Here is an 18,414-nt window from a genome sequence, read left to right as displayed (position 1 = left end):
TGATATCCGGATGCTTCGCACCGGGTCGTTTCGGCTGGTGACTTGTGAAGTGTGTGCTCAACGGGCTGACGCCTGACGCCAGTTGAAGAGATCGCTCATCGCCCTCCGGAGCGGTGATGCGCCTCCCCGGTCGCTCTGCCGGATCCCCGCCCACGGGGCGCGCTGCGCAGCCGGTCGACGACTATGGGTGATATTTCCGATTTGCATGAATTTTCACGTATAGGTCCTTGTTGTCCGAGAAAAGCCGTCGTAGCCTCGAAAGTGTCGTGGTCAGACACGACATAACAGACCAAACGGAACAGCAGGAGGCGATTATGAGCTTCCGGAAGGTCTTTCCTCGCAGGCACAGGCGTCACGGATGCGGCGACTGGGACGACTGGGACGACTGGGGCTACGGCTACGGCCGTGGTCGGTACGGTCGGTTCGGCCGGTTCGGTCGTGGACGTGGACGTGGACGCGGCTTCGGGTTCTTCGGGTTCTACTGAGCCGCTAGCCGACCAGCAATCCTGACGAAAAGTCCTGACGAGATGTCCTGAGAACGAGGCGGGCTCGCGCACTGCGCGGGTCGGCCTCGTTGCTTGAGTACGAGTCCCTTGAGGACGAGTCCTGAGTACGAGTCCTGAGATCCGTATCCGAACCCGGCCCGGAGCTCGGCCCGAGCATCCCCTTCCCCGTACGAGGGTGTGACGCAGCGGCCATGCACTTCCACAGCTCACGTCAGCGCACCGCGCGCCCCGACGCGCCACCCCCAGGCGGTGCGGATCCGGCGCCCCTTGAGCCCGCCCGCAGCGGGTCGAGTGCCGAACCGCAACCCCGGCGGCGTCCACGCTTTGGGGTCAAAGCAAAGGCCGCGGCCCCGCCGGACGCGCCCCCGTACCCGCCGGGTTCCGCGCCCGGGTACCTGACGGGCCCCGAGCCGCCCCGCCCACCGGAGACCGGTCCCGGACACCCGCCGACGGTCTCCGCCCCGCTGGGCACCGGCCTGCTGACGGAGGAGCAGTACCCGCTGCCCCAGCACTTCCGCGCCCAGGCGGCCTTCAAGCGTTTCTGGCCCCTGACCAAGGGTGACCGGCGCTGGCTGCTCGGCGTCGGCCTGTTCGCGGTCGTGGCCGCCCTCGCCGAGACCGTGGCCATCCTCCTGTTCGCCGAACTCACCGACAACGCCCTCCAGAAGGGCTCCGTCAGCGCCTTCTGGGGCCCCGCGGGCGCCTGGCTCGCGGTGGCCGTCGTCGGCGCCCTGGTCGGCTACCTCGGCAATTCGCTCGGCGCCTGGACCGCCATCCGCTTCGTGGTCCGCCTGCGGGCCCGCGTCTTCGCCCATCTCCAGGAGCTTCCGCCGCACTTCTTCCAGCGCAACCGGCGCGGCGACCTGGTGGAGCGGCTGACCGGCGACGTGGACTCGATCGAACAGCTGGTGGTCAGCGGCGTGGTCCAGGCGGCAACCGCCGTGTTCGGCATCGTCTTCTACGCCGGAGCGGCCCTGCTCCTGCGCTGGGACCTGGCCCTGGCCACCTTCGTCCTCGTCCCCCTGTTCTTCGCCGCGACCCGCCAGTTCACCGGCCGTCTGCGCGAGGTCTCGCGCCGTGAACGCCGCGCGGAGGGCGCCATCACCGCGGTCGTCGAGGAGACGCTGGTCAACGTCGTACTGACGCAGGCGTACAACCGGCAGCGCGACGAGGAGGAGCGGCTGCGCCGGGAGTCGGGCACATGGTTCCGGACATCGCTGGTCAGCGCCCGGCTCAACCAGTTCTATCTCCAGGTGCTGGAGGTCCTCGAAACGATCTGCGTCCTGGCGATCATCGGCCTGGGCGCCTGGGAGATCTCCGCCGGCCGGATGACCCTCGGGCAGCTGCTCGCGTTCGCGGCCTTCGTCGGCTACCTCTACCCGCCGGTCCGTAACCTCGGCCAGCTCGGCCTGACGGTCACCGCCGCCACCGCCGGCGCCGACCGTCTGCTGGAGATCCTCGACGCGCCTCCCGCCGTCACCGATCCCCCGCCCGACATGGTCATCCAGACCCCGGAACGCGCCACCGGAAGGGTGGAGGCGCGGCAGGTCACCTTCCGCTACCCGGGCGGGACCGTCGACGTCCTCACGGACTTCTCCTTCTCCGCCGTACCCGGAGAGCTGCTGGTCATCACGGGTCCCAGCGGTGCGGGCAAGTCCACCCTGGCCTCCTTGCTGCTGCGCTTCTACGACCCGGACGAGGGCAGCATCCTGCTCGACGGGATCCCCGTGAACCGGCAGCCGCTCGCCCGGCTCCGCCGGAACGTCACGCTGCTGCCGCAGGAGACGCTGGTGCTGCACGACACCGTCGAGGAGAACATCGCCTCCGGACGTGCGCACGCCACTCACGAGGACGTGGTGCACGCCGCCAAGGCGGCCGATGCCCACGACTTCATCTGCGACCTCCGCGACGGCTACCGCACCGTCATCGCCCCCGGCACCGCCAGGCTCTCCGGCGGCCAGCTCCAGCGCGTCGCCATCGCCCGCGCCATGCTGCGCGACGCCCCCGTCCTCCTCCTCGACGAGCCCACCACCGGCCTGGACACCCTCGCCGCCCAGCGCATCCTCGGCCCGCTGCACCGCCTGGCCGAAGGCCGCACCACCATCGTGATCACCCACGACCTGGCGCTGGCCGCCGGCGCCGACCGCGTCCTCGTCCTCGACGAGGGCCGCCTGGTCCAGTCCGGCACCCACACCCAACTGCTGCACCAGGGCGGCCTGTACGCCTCCCTGCTGGAGGCCCATCCCCCCGCCCACAACGGCACCGCACACGCCTCCCGCCCCGGCGTGCTCCCCTGAAAGAGCCAGGCCGTCGTCCCGCCGAAGGGGGAGCCCGGTTCCCCCTCGGCAGCGATGTGCCCGCACCCCGCCGACTGCGACGGTGTCCCTACCGCAGCCGGAACCCAGGGGGACGCCGCCGATGCACGCCCAGCTCACCACCCAGCCCGCACCACATCCGGACGGCAGGCCCGAAACGCGCGCCGGAGATCCTCGCGGCCGCCTCGGCGCCACCGCATGGATCCTCGCCGTCGTCCCGTTCCTGGCCGTGCAACTGGCCGTGGGAGCCGCCTGGCGCACCCCGTACAGCTGGGTGCGCAACAACATCAGCGATCTGGGCAACGTCCACTGCCGGACCTGGGACGCCTCGCGCCCGCGCTATGTCTGCTCCCCCCTGCACGACCTGATGAACGCCTCCTTCGCCGCCCACGGCGCCCTCCTCCTGGCCGGCGTCCTGCTGACCGGCCGCGCCTGCTGGGGCCGCGGCGCCCGCGCGCTGACCACCCGGCTCCTCTTCCTGGTCAACGCCGCGGCCTGGGTCCTGGTGGGCTTCGTCCCGGCCGACGTCGACGAGAACCTCCACGTCCTGGGCGCCCTGGGCATCATGGGCGTGGGAAATACCGCCCTGCTGTGCGCCGCCTTCCTCCCCCGCGGCGCCCTCCTCGCCGCCATCCGGCCCGTGACCTTCGCCCTCGCCCTCCTCGCCCTGACCGCCGCCGCCCTGTTCCTCACCCGGCACGACCCCGGCCTGGGCATGGGCACCCTGGAACGCCTCGCCGCCTTCGGCACGGACGCATGGGTGCTGGTCGCGGCCGTCACCGTCCTGCGCCGTCGGCGGGCGGACACGCCCTAGCCGTCACCCTCCCCGTCCGGACGCTGCGCGAGCGCCGTCCAGGAGCGCAGGAGCAGATCGAAGGCGTCGACGACGACGTCGTCCGGGATGCCGCCGGGGGTCAGCAGGCGCTGGATGAGCAGGCCGTCCTCCAGGGCGTGGACGATCAGGCCGAGGAACGCGGGGTCCGCGGGCGCCTGGACGCCGCGGGCGGCGAACGCCTGCTCCAGGCCGGAGGCGTGGGCCTCGCGGGCCAGGAGTTCCCGTTCGGCGAGCAGCGGGCGCAGCTCCTCGTTGCGCAGCGCGTGCAGGACGAGCTCCATGCGCAGGGCGAGCCATTCGGGCAGATGCCGGGCGCGGTCGCGGTTCCAGGCCCGGAGCGCGCCGAGGGCGTCGTCGAAGGAGGCGGCGTCCTGGGTGAGGGCGCGGACCTCCTCCAGTTCGCTGCGGGTGCGGTGCTGGAGCAGCTCGGCGACGAGGGCGTTCTTGTCCTCGAAGTTCCCGTAGAACGCGCCGCGGGTGTATCCGGCGCGTTCGGCGATCTGCTCGACGGAGGTGCCGTTGACACCGCGTTCGGTGAACAGCTCGGCGGCGGCGGCCAGCAGGCGTCCGCGGGTCTGCTGCCGGCTCTCTTCACGGGTCAGGCGCTTGCGTTCGGGTGTCACGGCGGCATCCTACGGCGCACCACGGCCGGAATATTCGCTCCTGTATTCAGATACAGATCTGTATCTTGATTGCCAGGAACGGTCGGCACGGCCCGCACGGTGGGCGCGGTCGGCACGGCCGGAAACGAAAGGGAGGGCCCGATGGGGACGACGAGCGAACTCTGGGCGCTGGAGGCGTCGGCGCTGGCGAAGCTGGTGGCATCCGGCGAGGTGTCCGCGGCCCAGGCCGTAGAGGCGCACCTGGAGCGGATCGCCGCGGTCAACCCGCGCGTGAACGCGGTGACCCGGCTGCTGGAGGACGGCGCCCGGCAGGCGGCGCGGGAGACCGACCGGCGCCGGGCCGCCGGCGAGCGGCTGGGCCCGCTGGCCGGGGTGCCCTTCACGGTGAAGGAGAACATCCACGTCGCCGGCTCGGCGACCACGCACGGCGTGCCGTACTTCCGCGACTGGGTGGCGAAGGCGGACGCGCCCCCGGTGCGGCGGCTGCGCGCGGCCGGGGCGATACCGATCGGCCGCACCAACATGCCCGACCTGGCGATCGCCGGTGTGCACACCGTCAGCCAGCTGTTCGGGGACACCGTCAACCCGTGGGACCCACAGCGCACTCCCGGCGGCACCAGCGGCGGCGATGCGGTCGCGGTGGCGACCGGCATGGCGGCGCTGGGCCTGGGCAACGACTCCGGCGGGTCGATCCGCAACCCGGCGACCTTCAACGGCGTCGCAGGGCTGAAGCCGAGCTACGGGCGGTTCCCGGCCGACCACCGGATGACCGACCAGGAGCCGGTCCTGGGCCATCAGCTCTTCCCCGTGGACGGACCGCTGGCCCGGTCGGTGGCGGACCTGCGGGCGGCATACGAGGTGCTGGCGGGCACCGACCCGCAGGACCCGCGGGCGGTCCCGGCGCCGCTGTACGGGCCGCGGCCGGAGGCGCCGGTCCGGGTGGGCGTGGTGACCGACCCCGGCGGCCGGGGCGACGTCCATCCGGACGTACGCACCGCGATCGAGGCGGCGGCCGCCGCCCTGGAGGACGCCGGGCACCCCGTCGAGGAGGTGGAGGTGCCGCGGATGCAGGACGCCCTCGACGGCTACGGCGCACTCCTGCGGACCGAGTTCTCGCTGGCCTGGCCCATGCTCCGGCGGCTGCTCACCGACGACAGCGCCCGCCACATCGAGCTGGACACCCGGCGCCATCCGGCCGTCGGCCTGGAGGAGTACGTGCGGCAGACCGGTGTACGCCTCGGCGTCCAGCGCGCCTGGGCCCGCTTCTTCGCGCGCTGTCCGCTGCTGCTCGGCCCGGTGTCCACACAGCCGGTACCGGAGCCCGTGGTGCCGCGGACCGCGGAGGAGCACGACGCGATGATGACGCCGATGCGGCTGCTGACCGCGACGACGTATGTGGGGGTACCGGCCGTGGCCGTGCCCACGGGGCTGGCGGCCGGGCTGCCGCAGGGCGTCCAGGTCGTGGCGGGGATGTACCGCGAGGACCTGTGCCTGGACGCGGCACAGCGCATCGAGGAGCGCCTCGGCGTCCTCGCCCCGCTCGACCCGCGCCCGCACCGGCTCGGGTAGCCGCGCTCAGGATGCGTTCAGGTGGCGGGTGGCACGGTCGGGCACCATGACTGCTGATATCCCCGGGGCCGTCGAGGCGCAGGAGCCGTTCGGCACCGACCCCGCCGCCACCCGTTACCGTCTCCGCTGGAACAAGGTCCCCGAAGTCACCGTGTACTTCTGGGTGATCAAGGTCCTGTGCACCACCGTCGGCGAGACCGCCGCGGACCTGCTGAACGAGAAGCTGGGCATGGGCCTGACCGGCGTGTCACTGCTGATGAGCGTGCTGCTCGCCGCGGTGCTGGTGGCCCAGTTCCGCACCGCCGTCTACCGTCCCGGTGTCTACTGGCTCGCCGTGGCGCTGATCAGCGTCGTGGGCACGCTGATCAGCGACAACCTCACCGACAACCTGGGCGTACCGCTGGAGGCCAGCACCGTTGCCTTCGCGATCGCCCTCCTGGTGGTGTTCGTCGCCTGGTACCGCAGCGAGCGGACGCTGTCCATCCACCATGTCGACACCACGCGCCGCGAATCCTTCTACTGGCTGGCCGTGCTGTTCACCTTCGCGCTGGGGACCGCCGCCGGTGACCTGGTCGCCGAGCGCATGGACCTCGGGTACTGGATCTCCGCCGGCCTGTTCGCCCTCGCGATCGCCGCGGTCGCGGTGGCGCACTTCGCGCTCGGCCTGGACGCCGTGTGGAGCTTCTGGATCGCGTACATCCTGACCCGGCCGCTGGGCGCGTCGATCGGCGACTACCTGTCCCAGCCGACCGGCGACGGTGGGCTCGGTCTGGGCACCGTGATCACCAGTGTGCTGTTCCTGGCGGTCATTCTGGGCATGGTGGTTTTCCTGACGGTGACCCGGCGGGATGTGAGCGAGCCGGAGAGGCTCCCCAAGCACGCCTGAAGGGCATTCAGGATCCGTTCAGGGAAAGGTTGGCACGGTCGGACAGCGTGCGGCCTCACGCGGGCGCGCGGTGATACCTTGCGCCCGCGTGAGGCCGAAGTCCGCCATTTCGTCAGGCATATGACCGCCCGCCCCGGGGGAACGGGCCGGCGGTCCGCCGAAAAGGATTGACATTGCAAACGCCCGAACTCCTGACCGATTCGGATGTCGCCGACCCCAACCCCTGGGTGCGCAAGAAGCTGCCGGAGGTGACCCTGGCCTTCTGGATCATGAAGATCGCCGCCACGACCCTCGGCGAGACCGCCGGTGACCTCTTCGCCCAGACCCTCAAGCTCGGATACTTCCTGACCACGATCGCGCTGTTCCTGATCTTCGTGGTCACGCTGGTCGTCCAGCTCCGCTCCCGGCGCTACAACCCGTTCTTCTACTGGACCGTCATCCTGTCCACCAGCATGGCCGGGACCACGATGTCCGACTTCATGAACCGGGACGCGAGCGCCAAGTTCCTCACCGGCGGGGCCACTTCGCTGGGCTGGGGGCCGCAGGGCCTGGGCCTGGGGTACCCCGCCGGCGCCGCGATCCTGATCTCGCTGCTGATCGCCATCTTCCTCGTCTGGAAGAGCACCGGACTGACGTTCTCCATCCGCGACATCGTCACCTTCCGCGCCGAGGCCCTCTTCTGGGCGGCGATCCTCGTCTCGAACACCCTCGGCACCTCGGCGGGCGACTTCCTGTCCGACAGCTCCGGCCTCGGTTACGCGGGCGGGGCCCTGCTCGTCGCGGGCGGGCTCGCCGTACTCGTCGTCCTCATGCGGGTGCCCGCCGTGCCGAACGTCCTGCTGTTCTGGATCGCCTTCGTGCTCACCCGCCCGCTCGGCGCCACCGCCGGCGACTTCCTCACCAAGCCCCTCGCCAAGGGCGGCCTGGACCTCGGAACGGCGGGCTCGTCGGCCGTCCTCCTCACCGTCCTGATCGGCCTCGTCGGCTACGCACAGGTGCAGGAGCGCAGGAACGCCGCGCCCAGGGACGAGGCACTGGCGGGGGTTTCTTCCTGAACCCCGCCGAGGGCGCCGGACACCGGGCGTGTGCCCGGTGTCGAAGGCGACCTCACCACCGGCGGAGTGGGCCAGGCGTCGCGCGAGCGGCAGCCCCAGGCCCGCTCCGCCGTGTCCGTCCCCGGGGTCGGCGCGCCTGCCCGGCTGGAACAGGTCCGCGCGGAAGGCGGCCGGGACGCCGGGCCCGTCGTCGGCGACCACCACCCGGATGCCCTCGGGCTCCCGCGCGACCCGGACGCCGACATGGGTGCGGGCGTAGCGCAGCGCATTGTCGACGAGCGGGCTGACGATGCGTTCCAGCAGCGCGGCGGGCACCCCGGCCACCAGCGTCGTGGGCCCGGTGACCGTGACGGCGGGCTTCCCGGGCGCGCCGAGCCGGTCCGCGAGCCGCCGCAGTTCGGCCATGACCTCGGCCGTACCGGGAACCGTCCCCGCGTCGGCGCGGGCCTCGTCGAGGAGGGTCTCGCAGAGCGTCCGCATCGAGTCGGCGGCGTCGGCGATCGCCGCATGAGTGGTGTGGGTCTCGGCGGCGGACCGGGGGCGCGCCTGCCACCAGTCGAGCTCCGCGGTGATCCGCGCCAGGGGATTGCGCAGCTCGTGGGAGAGTTCCCGGGTGAGCTGCTGTTCATGGCGCAGCACGGCGCGGATACGGTCCAGGAGCTCGTCCAGGGACGACCCGAGCCGGGCCAGCTCGACGGGCCGGCCCGTGCCGCCGAAACGCTGGTCGGAGGCGACCACGCTCCACTGGGTGGCTCGGTCGGTCATCTCCCGCACCGGGCGCAGGGCACGTCCCACCGCCAGCCGGGTCAGGACATAGGTGCATGCCAGGACGGTGCCGTCCAGGGCGAGCGAGGCGATCAGCAGGGTGTCGGCCGAGGCGCGGTAGGGGGCGAGGTCCATGGCGGTGACGACGGCCGCGGCGGGCCGGGCACCCCGCCGGGGCGTGCCCACGGGTTTGGCGCACAGACGTATGGGGCTGCCGGCCTCCAGGACGGTGCACCGCGCCTCGCCCCGTGCGGCCAGGCCCGCGGCGGCCCGGGTGACCGTGGCGCCGGCCGGTGCGGAGGCGGGGTGCTCAAGAAGCCTGGGGCCCGCGTAGATCCACACATTGGCGTCGAGCACCTCATCGTCCGGCGTCTCCAGCACCCGTACCGGATCATGGCGGCTGTCGACGGTCGCGGCCGCCGCGGCGGCCCGGGTACGCAGCTCGTCGTCCGCCTGCTGCTGAAGGTGGTGGCGGACGACCGCGTTGAACACCACCGTCAGCACCACCATCACCAGCGCGGCGGTCGCGAGCGCCACCAGCGAGAGGCGTCCTCGCAGGGTGCGGGGGAGGTAGCGGGAGGCCGGGCCGCCCTTCATGGCAGTCGGTGTCCGAGCAGCCGCTGTCCGATTCATGACAGCCGGTGCCCGATCCCCCGGGCGGTGCTGATCGTCAGATCGCTGCCCGCCTCCCGGATCTTGCGCCGCAGCCGGCTCAGATACTGGTCGAGCGTGTTCTCGCTGACCTGCGCCCCCTCCGGCCAGCCCGCCCTGACCAGCTCCCGCCGGCGCACCACCGTCCCCAGCCCGGCCATCAGCGCGGCCAGCAGCCGGAACTCGGTGGGCGTCAGCGCCACCTCGACGTCCCGTACGCACAGGCTGTGCTGCCCCGGGTCCAGGACCAGGTCACCGGCGGGCGCCGCGGTGGCGGCCCCGGACCGCTTGAGCGCGGCGCGCAGCCGGGCGGTGAGCTCGGCGAGATGGAACGGCTTGGGGAGATAGTCGTCGCCCCCGGCGGAAAAGCCGCTCAGGCGGTCGGCGAGCCCATGGTGCGCGGTCAGGAAGACCACCGGGCGCAGAAACCCCTGCGCCCGCATCGCCTGACAGACATCCCGCCCGTCCGCGTCCGGCAGCCCGACATCGAGCACCACCGCGTCGACGGAGTCCCCGGCGAGCCGAAGCGCGGTGGCCCCGTCCCGCGCGGCCGCCGTCCCGAACCCCTCGTCCCGCAGACCGCGCACCAGCACGTCCCGCAGGGCGTGGTCGTCCTCGACGACCAGGATGGTGGTGGGACGCAACGGTGTCACCTCACAGACCGGGCAGTGCCCTGCACCGGGGATTCCGTGCCCACCTGCCCGCGGGCGGAACAGGCGCAGCCGAGCACGGACGACGTCGAGCGACTACGGACATGTGGACGGTCTACGGCACTGTAGACGACGAAGCGGCGCGGGCAGTTCGGCCGGACGCCAGCGAGTCCACGACGTGGCGGGTGGCGCCCGGTGACAGATACGCCTCCCCGGCCGCCGCCGCGCGCACCGCGCGGATGAGTTCCGCGGGTGCCGAGTCCTTGAGCAGGAAGCCCGCGCTGCCTTCGGCCAGGGCGCGCAGCACGTTCTGCTGCGCGCCAAAGGTGGTGAGGATCAGTAGGCGGGTGTCCGGGACGGCCCGGCGCAGCTCGGCCAGGGCCGTGAGCCCGTCCATGACCGGCATCTGGATGCCGAGCAGCGCCACATCCACCCGTTGGGCACGAGCCAGCTCCACCGCCTCGCGGCCGTTGCCGGCCTCCGCGACCACGTCGATGTCGTCGGCCGAGGTGAGGATCATCCTGATGCCGGCCCGAATGAGCGGCTCGTCATCCGTGACGAGAACCCTGATCACGACTCTCCTGCGCTGTTCCGAGTCCGAGCGGCCCGCGCGGCCGTCCCGACATCATCCCCCTCAGCTCCTTGTCTCGAAGGACTTCCTCTCGATCAGCCTGCCGTCGTGGAAGCAGCACCGGAAAACCGGCTCCTTGCTCCGACTGCACTGCTGCCGGTCTCGGTGGACCTCAGCGTGAGGCACTGGGCGTCGTCGGGCGCGGGGCCATGGCCTTGTCGCTCTCGCCCACCAGGAAGAGCGCGGCGACGATCCCCAAGACCGCCAGCAGTACGAGGATCAGTGCCGCGATCCCACAGCCGATGGCGATGCCGCTTCGTCTCGTGTTCCTGCTCATTGCCCTGGCCAGCTCCTTCGGAAGACCGTTCCCGTCGATGACCGGAACACCCTCGTCCAGGGAGCCGTCCGGGATCTGCTCCCGAAGGTCGCCGGTGGGACCGACGAACGTCGTCGCACCGTCTCCCCGTGAGAGGCCCGGGGCAGTGCCGTCCGGCGAGGCGTAGGGCAGCACGCCCGCCAGCCGGAAGCCGCCGTCCGCCGTCGGCCCCGCGTGCACCATGCCCCCGATGAGCCGGGTCCGTTCCCCGAGCCCGGTCAGCCCCTGACCGCCGCTCACCACGCTCCGCCCGGTGGCCGTCGTCTCGGGAACGGAGCCGTTGGCGACCTCCACGACCAGCGCGTCCGGCTCGTACCGCAGCTCGATGGTGATCGAGGCGCCCGGCGCATGCTTGTGGGCGTTGGTCAGGCCCTCCTGCGCGATGCGGTATGCCGCGTGATCGGCGGTCGGGGTGAGCGGGCGCGCTTCGCCGGAGCGCCGCAGCTCCACGGCGGTACCCGCGCTCCGGGACGCCGCCACCAGGCTCTCGATGCCGGCCACCCCGCGCGACGGCACCGTGCCGTCCTCTTCTCCCGTGGCCCGAACGGCAGGCGAGGCGGAGCGCTGGCCCGGATTCTCGGTGCCGTCCCGCAGCAGCCCCACCACCTCGCGCAGCTCGTGCATCGCGGCCACCGACGCCTCGCGCAGTACGCCGACGGCTTCCCGCTGTCGTCCGGTCAGTTCCCGGTCCACCTCCAGCGCTCCGGTGTGCACGGAGATGAGGGTGAGCTGATGACCGAGGCTGTCGTGCATGTCCTGCGCGATGCGCTGGCGCTCCCGCATCCGGGCCTGACCGGCGATCATCGCGCGTTCGCGGAGCAGTTGGGCGTTGTACTCCCGCAGCGTGTCCGTCAGCGTGCGGCGCTGCCACCAGTAGCGGCTGATGAGACCGGGTACGACGATCATGACCAGCAGCATCGGGACGGCGACGGCAAGGGCCGTGATGACCGAGAACGGACCCTTCAGGATGTTCAGGCCGAGGCTGAGGACGTATGCGGCGGCGAAGGTGCCGGCCGCCTTGCCGATTCCGTCGATCCGCCGCCCGGCCGACCAGGCGGCGACCACGACCAGCAGGCTGAGGCCGTCGAACTCGGCCATGCCGGCAGCAGTGATCAGCAGCACGGTTGCGGGGAGGACCCGGCGCAGGAGCGACAGCAGCGCAGCGGCCAGAGCCACGGCGACGACCCGTACGATCCCGGCGCCGGACACCCCCGCCCCCGCCAGGATCTCGGAAGCCGCCGCCAGCAGCCCGAGCACGACGCTCAGCAGCGTTTCGCCCACGATGCGCCCGGGGGTCCACATCCCCGGGGCGAAGAGCGCCCTGCCGGGATCGGTCAGCCGCCGCGGCGCCGAGCGCAGCGCCGCTGCCAGTGCCCGGCGAGCCGCTGCCGAAGAATCCGTACGTTCCACACGCGTCACGCGGCCACGTTAGGCAGCCGCACCCGGACACCGCACTCGCCATTGGTCGCAACGGCCGACGACGAAAGTTGCCCGTACGGCTGCGCCCGGTGCCGGGACGGCTGGGAGTGGCCGCAAGCTCACCCGGGACCTGGCGGTCACCGGCATCGGCGGCCGCGCGCTACTTCCGGGACGTCGTGAATCCGTCCGTGCACGTGTCGAAGAGGGGGCGGTAGGTGTCCCACTGCGCGTCCGGTGCCGAGAGGTAGATGTCGTACTCCCGGCCGCCCGCACGGCCGAAGCCCTGCTCGATGGCGCGGTACTTGCGCGACTTCCCCTGGAAGGTGAACTCCCACACCACGGCCGGCTGTTCCCGGAACGTGGTCTGCTGCATGCGCAGCCTCTGGTAGACGGCGTAGTTGGCCTTCGTGTTCGCCTCCATGTCCGCGAAGTGCGCCATGGGGTTCGAACCCGCGGGTTCCACCATCTTGACCGTGATGCCGACCCGGCCGGACGCATCGGCGTAGGTCACGAATTCGCCCGTCCGTTTGATGGCCTTCCAGCCGTCCGGCACGGGGAAGGAGGCGCCGATGTCGCTCACCTCGTGGAAGCCTTCGGGTACCGGCGGTGGCGTGTACGGGGAGGTGCCGGCACCGGGGCTCTTCCGGGCGCCGGTGCCATGGTCCGATGTCGCGTAGAGGGCGCCTGCGATGGCCGCTGCCGCTACCGCCGCGGCGGCCGTGGTCGTCACGAGGACGCGGCGCTTGCCGCCCCGGCGCCGTGCCCGGCCGCCACCGGCCCGGGTGGCTTTGGCCGTTACCGTCTCTCCGCCCGAGGGCCGGGCCGGGGCCTCCCCGTCCTGCCCGGCGGACGGGCCCGCAACGGAAGCCGAAGGCACGACCACCGTCGGTCCGGCCGGTTCGGTCGATCCACTGGCCTGCGTGGCCTGCGTGGCCTGCTCGGCCTGCTCGGCCTGCTCGGCCCGCGCGGCTCGCAGGGCCCGCTCGGTCTGCTCCGCCGACGGCCGCTCGTCCGGCTCCTTGGACAGCAGTGCTTCGATGAGCGGTGCCAGTGGCCCGGCCTGTCTCATGGGCTCCAGGGGGTCGACGGCGATGGCATACGCGGCCTCTATCGCAGTGTCCCGGTGAAACGGCGTCCGGCCCTCCACCGCCTGGTACAGCGTGGCGCCCAGCGCCCACAGGTCCGAAGCCGGTCCGGGTTTCTGCCCGCGTACGCGTTCCGGCGCCATGTAGGGGAGGGAGCCGACCATCTCGCCGGTCTTGGTCAGGGTCGAGGTGTCGGCGGTCATCGCGATGCCGAAGTCGGTGAGCACCACCCGGCCCTCGGCGCCGAGCATGACGTTGCCGGGCTTGACGTCGCGGTGCAGTACGCCGGCCGCGTGCGCGGCCCGCAGGGCGGCGAGCATGCCCAGGCCGATGCGGGCAGCCTCCCGGGGCGGAATGCTCCCGTGCTGCTTGAGGAGATCGCCGAGCGTTCCCGCCGGAACGTATTCCATGACGACGCAGGGCCGGCCGTCGTCGTCCACGACGTCATGGACCACGACCACATTGGGATGCACGATGCGGGCGGCGCTGCGCGCTTCACGGCGCATGCGCTCGTAGAGCGTGGCGAGCTCGCCGTCGGCCAGGTGCGGCTGCACGTGGAGCCGCTTGAGCGCGACCTGACGGCCCAGGACTTCGTCCTGCACGCGCCATACCGTGCCCATGCCGCCACGGCCGATCTGCTCGGTGAGCCGGTAGCGCCCGGCGACGAGCCGCCCCTCGTCCGTCACACCCTGCCTCCGTCGGCTTCGTCCCTTTCACGTCGAATCGCCACCATAGCTGTCCTCTTCCGACGGCCGAGCGAGCCGAATCCGCTGCCGGTGACAACGTCGAGTTCGCCGTCGTCCGCGTAGCCGAGGTCATGGTGGCCCCCCACCACATGACGTTGCCGAGACGGAGGCCGTTCCTGGTGTGACCTACGTCGCGGCGAGGCGCCTGAGGCCAAGACGGGTCCGTTCTGCCTGCTCAGGGGTCGGGTGTGGGACAGACCCCAGTGGTGCTTCGCGCCGCGCCCAGCGACCTTCTTGTAGGCGCGGCCGGGGGGATCTCGCGGGGGTCATCGTGACTCGTCATACATCTGGGAACCCAAGCCGGCGATCCCTCGTCTGACACGCCGAGCCGAACCGGTCACTACGGGCATGTATCGTCGCGGAGGCGCCCAAACCGTGAGAAATGATCTTCGGTGTCCCTCGCGAGAAGACACGCAACAAGACAAAAGACATGCAAGAAGACATACGCGTGCTCGTCGTCGATGACGAGGAACTGATCCGATCCGGGCTCACCATGATCCTCAATACCGCCCCGGACCTGTGCGTGGTGGCGGCCGTTGCCGGTGAGGCGGCACTGACCGCGATCACAGAACACCGGCCTGACGTAGTCCTGCTTGACATCACGATGCCGCACGTCGACGGCCTGACGATCCTGCGCCGGCTACAGGAGTGGCCGTCTCCCCCGCACGTCGCGATGCTGACCACGTTCGATACGGACGCCTACCTTGGAGAGGCGCTGGCTCTCGGCGCGGGCGGGTTCCTGCTCAAGGACACCGCCCCTGACCAGCTCATACGGTCGGTCAGGGCAGTGGCGACCGGCGCCGGATGTCTCTCCGCTTCGGTGGTCGCACGCCTGCGTCATGCCGACGGCGGCCCGGCCGCTCGCGCAGCGGACGCTGTGCACGGCACCTCTGGGGCCGCCCTCCTGGAGGCCACGGACGCAGTCCTGGTCCTCGACACGCTCTCCCCGCGGGAACGGGACATCCTCGGCTTCGTGGGCTCAGGGATGACCAACCAGGAGATCGCCGCACGTTTGCACCTCGCAGCGGCGACGGTGAAGGACCATCTGAGCGCGGTGTTCACCAAGCTCGATGTGGCCAACCGGGTACAGGCCGCCGTGCTCGCTGAGCGGGCCGGCCTGGTAGGTGACCTCGGTGACGTGGGCAAGTACGGATGATCATGCGGGCCCCACTCGTCAGGCGCCGGCTTCCCGCCCGCGTCCGGCGCGGACTCCTTGATGCCGGTCTGGTCGCGCTCGCAGGCGCCGACTCCTGTCTGGGCCTGTGTCTGGGCCCTCCCACGGTGTGGGACTGCACGTCCGTGCTGTCGCTGGCCGCGTCCGCTGTCCTGCTGCTGCGTCGACGCCACCCACGACTTACGCTCCTGCTGACGCTGCCGGGCCTGTTCGTGGGTACGTCCTTGATCGCTGCCATGGTCGCGCAGGCCACGCTCGCCCGGCGGCGCGGGCCGGACCGGCAGGTATGGGCCGCTTGCACGGCCGTGGTCGCCGGCAGTTTCGTGCCCTGGCCCCCTCGTGCCCTCGCCGGCATGGCGCTGGAAGCCATTGCGGAGCATCTCATCTACTCGGCGATGCTCGGCGTGGGTTCCACGGTCCTGGGGTTGCTTGCGCTCACACGGGCGGAGCTGTCGGCGCGCGTGACAGAGCTGGCCGCCGTCCGGCACGAGGAGCGAAGGCTGTACGCCGAGTCCGTCATCGCCCGGGAGCGGGCCCGGCTCGCGCGGGAGATGCACGACGTGGTCGCCCACCAGGCCGGGCTGATCGCGGTGCAGGCCGGCGCGCTCCAAGTCACCGCAGTCGATGACCGGACCCGGCACACTGCGGGCACCCTGCGGGAGCTTGCCGTGGCGACGCTGGAGGAGCTGCGCACCATGATCCTTCTCCTGCGGTCCTCGGACGCCGGGCCACCGGAGCTCGCGCCGCGGCCCCGCATGCGGGACATCCCCCGCCTGGTCGCCGAGTCAGGTGTGGAGGCGACCGTTGACCTTCGCGGCCTGTCGGGCCGCTCGCTGCCCGAAGCCGTGGAGCGCACCGCCTTCCGCACCGTCCAGGAGGCTCTCACCAACGTCCGCAAGCACGCCCCCGGGGCTCCGACGACGGTGACGGTGGACAGGGCGTCCGACACGCTCCGAGTCAACGTGTCGAACGCCCGGCCGACCGGCACGCCGCTGGAGCTACCCGGCGGCGGCCACGGGCTCGTCGGGCTGCGCGAACGCTCCGCACTGATCGGGGGAACGCTCTCGGCAGGTCCTGACGGCGACGGGGGATTCTCGGTACGCCTCGTGGTACCGCTGTCCCCTTAGGCCGCGTGGTCCGCGACGTCCTTGACGAGTTGGTAGGCGGCCGTGAGCGACAGGCTGGGAACAGCCTGCCGCAGCGACTTCACCGCAGCTTCCAGGTCCCGCTCGACATTGGCCCCCGCGGCCTCGAGGATGCCGCGCACCCAGGCCCGGCGCACCTGCTCATCAGCCAGGGCAGCGGTGGCCTCCGCGATCTCCAGGGCACGTTCCATGCCTGAGCGCTCCGCCGGGTCGGCGGACTCCAGCGCCTGGCGCAGCCGTGCCAGGACCTCCCGGCTGTCACGTACGACGACCACCGGTTCCTGCTGTGCCTTGCCCGAAGAGAACATTGCGCCTCCTTGCCACTCTCAGCTCTTCATGTACCGGATGTACGGGCATCTTGCTCAGAAACAGTTGCTCTCAATGGCCGAGATGCCCAGGATGTCCAAAGCAGCGTTCCCTGCGGCCTGCTTGAACTCGGCCATGCTGCCAGCCTTGACCAGGAGCTTCGCCGCCTGCGCTACTCCACCGAGGCCCTTGATCGCCTTGTAGCCCTTGGTCGCGGGGATGAACGCGGCACCAACCGCCGCGACGCACTTGGTGTACTTCCAGGCATCCCCCCAGAAGCCCTTCGCCTGTATCAGCCGGCCGTCCCCACCCTTGGCTGCCTGAGGGGCGCCGCCGAGGTGCGCCAGGGCCTCGCGCTGAGCCGCCGGATCGTCCGGATACATCGCGGCGACAACCTGTTTGGCCGTTCTGTCGTGCGGGAGTGCGGCGAGCCGCTGGTCAAGACCGTCCTCCTTGATCTGCGGTGCCCCCGTGGCGTCCGCGACCTGGACCGCCGCGGTGTGTTCGGCCGAGATCCGGGCGTGGGTTGCCTCGGTGGCCGACGCCATCGGCCCGGTGACCCCGAGGAAGACGGCGGCGCCGACCGTGACGGCGGCCATGCGAATGCCCTGACGATTCACGTGCGTTTCTCCTTGAAGTGGGGCCGTCGAGGGGCCACACGTCAACGGCCCCGTTCCGTGCCCCGATCGGGCGCGCGCCGTCGTTCGTCGCGCGCTCTTTCAGCGGCGCCGGTCATGCTGCCCCTGCTTGGCAGGACGACGACATCCGCCGACCAGCGGTGATCAGCCCACCGGTCGGAGGTTTTCGGCCACTGCCTGGGGGGCGTACCGGCAGACACCCGGCCGCGTCCTGCTCGGCGATGATCCCGCCGATGCCGGGGGCCGGGGCTAATCGCGGGTCCGCATGCTCGGAACGGGACGGAAACCACGGCCTGTGGACGGAAGGATTGGCACTGGACCGTCACCGGCGTCACTGACAGGCCGAGCCGCACCGCGCGCGAGCCGGTGGCGGGGCGGTCTCGGCCTGATCCAGAAGAAAGCGTCAAGTCCCGCACGGCCATGCCGCCTCCGGGGAGGTCGGTGATCTCGACGTAGTCGTGTCGGGGTCCGCCGGCTTGGCCGGCGCGCCGCGCCGCCTGTGGCTGTTCGTGACGCGGACCACATCGTCAACGTGGGTGGCGTGGCCCAGTACTTGGCACCGCGGTCGCGTCGCGCCGCCAGGAACAGCTGAGATCAAAACTGAGACCGGACTACGAAGCAGGGCCCGACCGGTATCCGGTCGGGCCCTGCGTCTGCCCTACTGGGCGAGTGCGGAGGATACGAGATTCGAACTCGTGAGGGGTTGCCCCCAACACGCTTTCCAAATGTTCGTCTGGGGGTTCGGGAGGGTGCGGGAACGTTCTGACCTGCGGCGGAGTGAGGGGTCGGGCGGGTGCTGGACGGTCATGAACGGGGGTGAATGAGACCAGAACTGAGACCAGACCTTGGGGTCGGTATTTGCTGGTCAGCGTTGCTTTGGCGGCGCATTGGTGGCGCTGTGCCCACGAGCTGTCGGCGCCTTCCGGGGCGATAGTGCTAACGCCTTCGCTCTTGGTAAAAGCGGCCATGCAGTGGCGAAGGCGATCACGTGTCCGCCGAGGGCGGCCGGCCATAACGGTGCCGATCAGTGGGCGGCGGAAGGGCCCCTGCTGCTCAGTTCCCCGAAGCCCCCTTGTAAGGAGGACGACGGGGCCCATGT

13 protein-coding genes and 2 pseudogenes are annotated in these 18,414 nt (G+C 71.3%); 7 read left to right on the top strand and 8 right to left on the bottom strand.

Going from position 1 to position 18,414, the window contains the following annotated elements; translation table 11 throughout:
• The first annotated feature begins 697 nt into the window (after nt 1-697).
• Nucleotides 698-2,803, top strand: coding sequence for an ABC transporter ATP-binding protein (locus tag SNA_RS01285; RefSeq protein WP_078969600.1), 2,106 nt, complete (start codon nt 698-700; stop codon nt 2,801-2,803).
• Between the two features lie 121 nt (nt 2,804-2,924).
• Complete coding sequence (locus SNA_RS01280) at nt 2,925-3,635, top strand: DUF998 domain-containing protein (RefSeq protein ID WP_078969599.1); 711 nt, start codon at nt 2,925-2,927, stop codon at nt 3,633-3,635.
• On the opposite strand, the gene SNA_RS01275 is transcribed toward SNA_RS01280, so the two are convergent.
• Nucleotides 3,632-4,279 carry a TetR/AcrR family transcriptional regulator gene (locus SNA_RS01275; RefSeq protein ID WP_030068318.1) on the bottom strand — a complete coding sequence of 216 codons (648 nt, stop codon included), beginning with the start codon at nt 4,277-4,279 and terminating at the stop codon, nt 3,632-3,634. The genes SNA_RS01280 and SNA_RS01275 overlap by 4 nt on opposite strands.
• 141 nt (nt 4,280-4,420) lie before the next feature.
• Between SNA_RS01275 and SNA_RS01270 the strand changes: the two genes are divergently transcribed.
• The 3 genes from SNA_RS01270 (at nt 4,421) to SNA_RS01260 (ending at nt 7,789) form a co-directional block, all read left to right on the top strand.
• On the top strand, nt 4,421-5,848 hold the full coding sequence (locus tag SNA_RS01270; RefSeq protein WP_044363069.1) for an amidase: 1,428 nt from the start codon (nt 4,421-4,423) through the stop codon (nt 5,846-5,848).
• A gap of 46 nt (nt 5,849-5,894) precedes the next feature.
• Nucleotides 5,895-6,734 (top strand): COG4705 family protein, encoded by an 840-nt coding sequence (locus SNA_RS01265; protein WP_030068316.1) that lies wholly within the window; start codon nt 5,895-5,897, stop codon nt 6,732-6,734.
• Nucleotides 6,735-6,907: 173 nt separating this feature from the next.
• Entirely contained in the window at nt 6,908-7,789 is an 882-nt protein-coding gene (locus tag SNA_RS01260; protein WP_037791884.1) for a COG4705 family protein, read from the top strand.
• A gap of 15 nt (nt 7,790-7,804) precedes the next feature.
• Here SNA_RS01260 and SNA_RS45110 read toward each other — a convergent pair.
• From SNA_RS45110 to SNA_RS01235, 5 genes and pseudogenes are all read right to left on the bottom strand, one after another.
• A pseudogene (locus tag SNA_RS45110) lies at nt 7,805-9,151 on the bottom strand (sensor histidine kinase); the annotation flags it as partial.
• Between the two features lie 32 nt (nt 9,152-9,183).
• Nucleotides 9,184-9,849, bottom strand: a complete 666-nt coding sequence (locus tag SNA_RS01250) for a response regulator transcription factor (RefSeq protein WP_030068314.1) — start codon at nt 9,847-9,849, stop codon at nt 9,184-9,186.
• Between the two features lie 148 nt (nt 9,850-9,997).
• Nucleotides 9,998-10,429, bottom strand: a pseudogene (locus tag SNA_RS01245) (response regulator); the annotation flags it as partial.
• 169 nt (nt 10,430-10,598) lie between these two features.
• On the bottom strand, nt 10,599-12,221 hold the full coding sequence (locus SNA_RS01240) for a sensor histidine kinase (protein WP_241779510.1): 1,623 nt from the start codon (nt 12,219-12,221) through the stop codon (nt 10,599-10,601).
• 160 nt (nt 12,222-12,381) lie between these two features.
• Nucleotides 12,382-13,992 (bottom strand): serine/threonine-protein kinase, encoded by a 1,611-nt coding sequence (locus SNA_RS01235; protein WP_030068312.1) that lies wholly within the window; start codon nt 13,990-13,992, stop codon nt 12,382-12,384.
• A 490-nt stretch (nt 13,993-14,482) separates the two neighbouring features.
• Between SNA_RS01235 and SNA_RS01230 the strand changes: the two genes are divergently transcribed.
• Together SNA_RS01230 and SNA_RS01225 are read left to right on the top strand one after the other, a co-directional pair.
• Nucleotides 14,483-15,208: a response regulator gene (locus SNA_RS01230; RefSeq protein ID WP_030068311.1), complete on the top strand. Its 726-nt coding sequence runs from the start codon at nt 14,483-14,485 to the stop codon at nt 15,206-15,208.
• Nucleotides 15,209-15,210: 2 nt separating this feature from the next.
• Nucleotides 15,211-16,353 (top strand): sensor histidine kinase, encoded by a 1,143-nt coding sequence (locus SNA_RS01225; RefSeq protein WP_037791879.1) that lies wholly within the window; start codon nt 15,211-15,213, stop codon nt 16,351-16,353.
• Here SNA_RS01225 and SNA_RS01220 read toward each other — a convergent pair.
• On the bottom strand, nt 16,350-16,679 hold the full coding sequence (locus SNA_RS01220; RefSeq protein WP_030068309.1) for a hypothetical protein: 330 nt from the start codon (nt 16,677-16,679) through the stop codon (nt 16,350-16,352). The genes SNA_RS01225 and SNA_RS01220 overlap by 4 nt on opposite strands.
• A 54-nt stretch (nt 16,680-16,733) precedes the next feature.
• Entirely contained in the window at nt 16,734-17,297 is a 564-nt protein-coding gene (locus SNA_RS38125) for a hypothetical protein (RefSeq protein ID WP_157879850.1), read from the bottom strand.
• Nucleotides 17,298-18,414: the final 1,117 nt, after the last annotated feature.

The organism is Streptomyces natalensis ATCC 27448, assembly GCF_000935125.1.
Taxonomy (GTDB): Bacteria; Actinomycetota; Actinomycetes; order Streptomycetales; family Streptomycetaceae; genus Streptomyces; species Streptomyces natalensis.
This window is presented reverse-complemented; position numbering and strand designations above follow the sequence as displayed.

What these genes read in the sequence shown, in the direction of transcription:
- SNA_RS01285 (WP_078969600.1), top strand. Translation starts at nt 698, where the DNA reads ATGCACTTCCACAGCTCACGTCAGCGCACCGCGCGCCCCGACGCGCCA.
- SNA_RS01280 (WP_078969599.1), top strand. Translation starts at nt 2,925, where the DNA reads ATGCACGCCCAGCTCACCACCCAGCCCGCACCACATCCGGACGGCAGG.
- SNA_RS01270 (WP_044363069.1), top strand. Translation starts at nt 4,421, where the DNA reads ATGGGGACGACGAGCGAACTCTGGGCGCTGGAGGCGTCGGCGCTGGCG.
- SNA_RS01265 (WP_030068316.1), top strand. Translation starts at nt 5,895, where the DNA reads ATGACTGCTGATATCCCCGGGGCCGTCGAGGCGCAGGAGCCGTTCGGC.
- SNA_RS01230 (WP_030068311.1), top strand. Translation starts at nt 14,483, where the DNA reads ATGCAAGAAGACATACGCGTGCTCGTCGTCGATGACGAGGAACTGATC.
- SNA_RS01225 (WP_037791879.1), top strand. Translation starts at nt 15,211, where the DNA reads ATGCGGGCCCCACTCGTCAGGCGCCGGCTTCCCGCCCGCGTCCGGCGC.
- SNA_RS01220 (WP_030068309.1), bottom strand. Translation starts at nt 16,679, where the DNA reads ATGTTCTCTTCGGGCAAGGCACAGCAGGAACCGGTGGTCGTCGTACGT.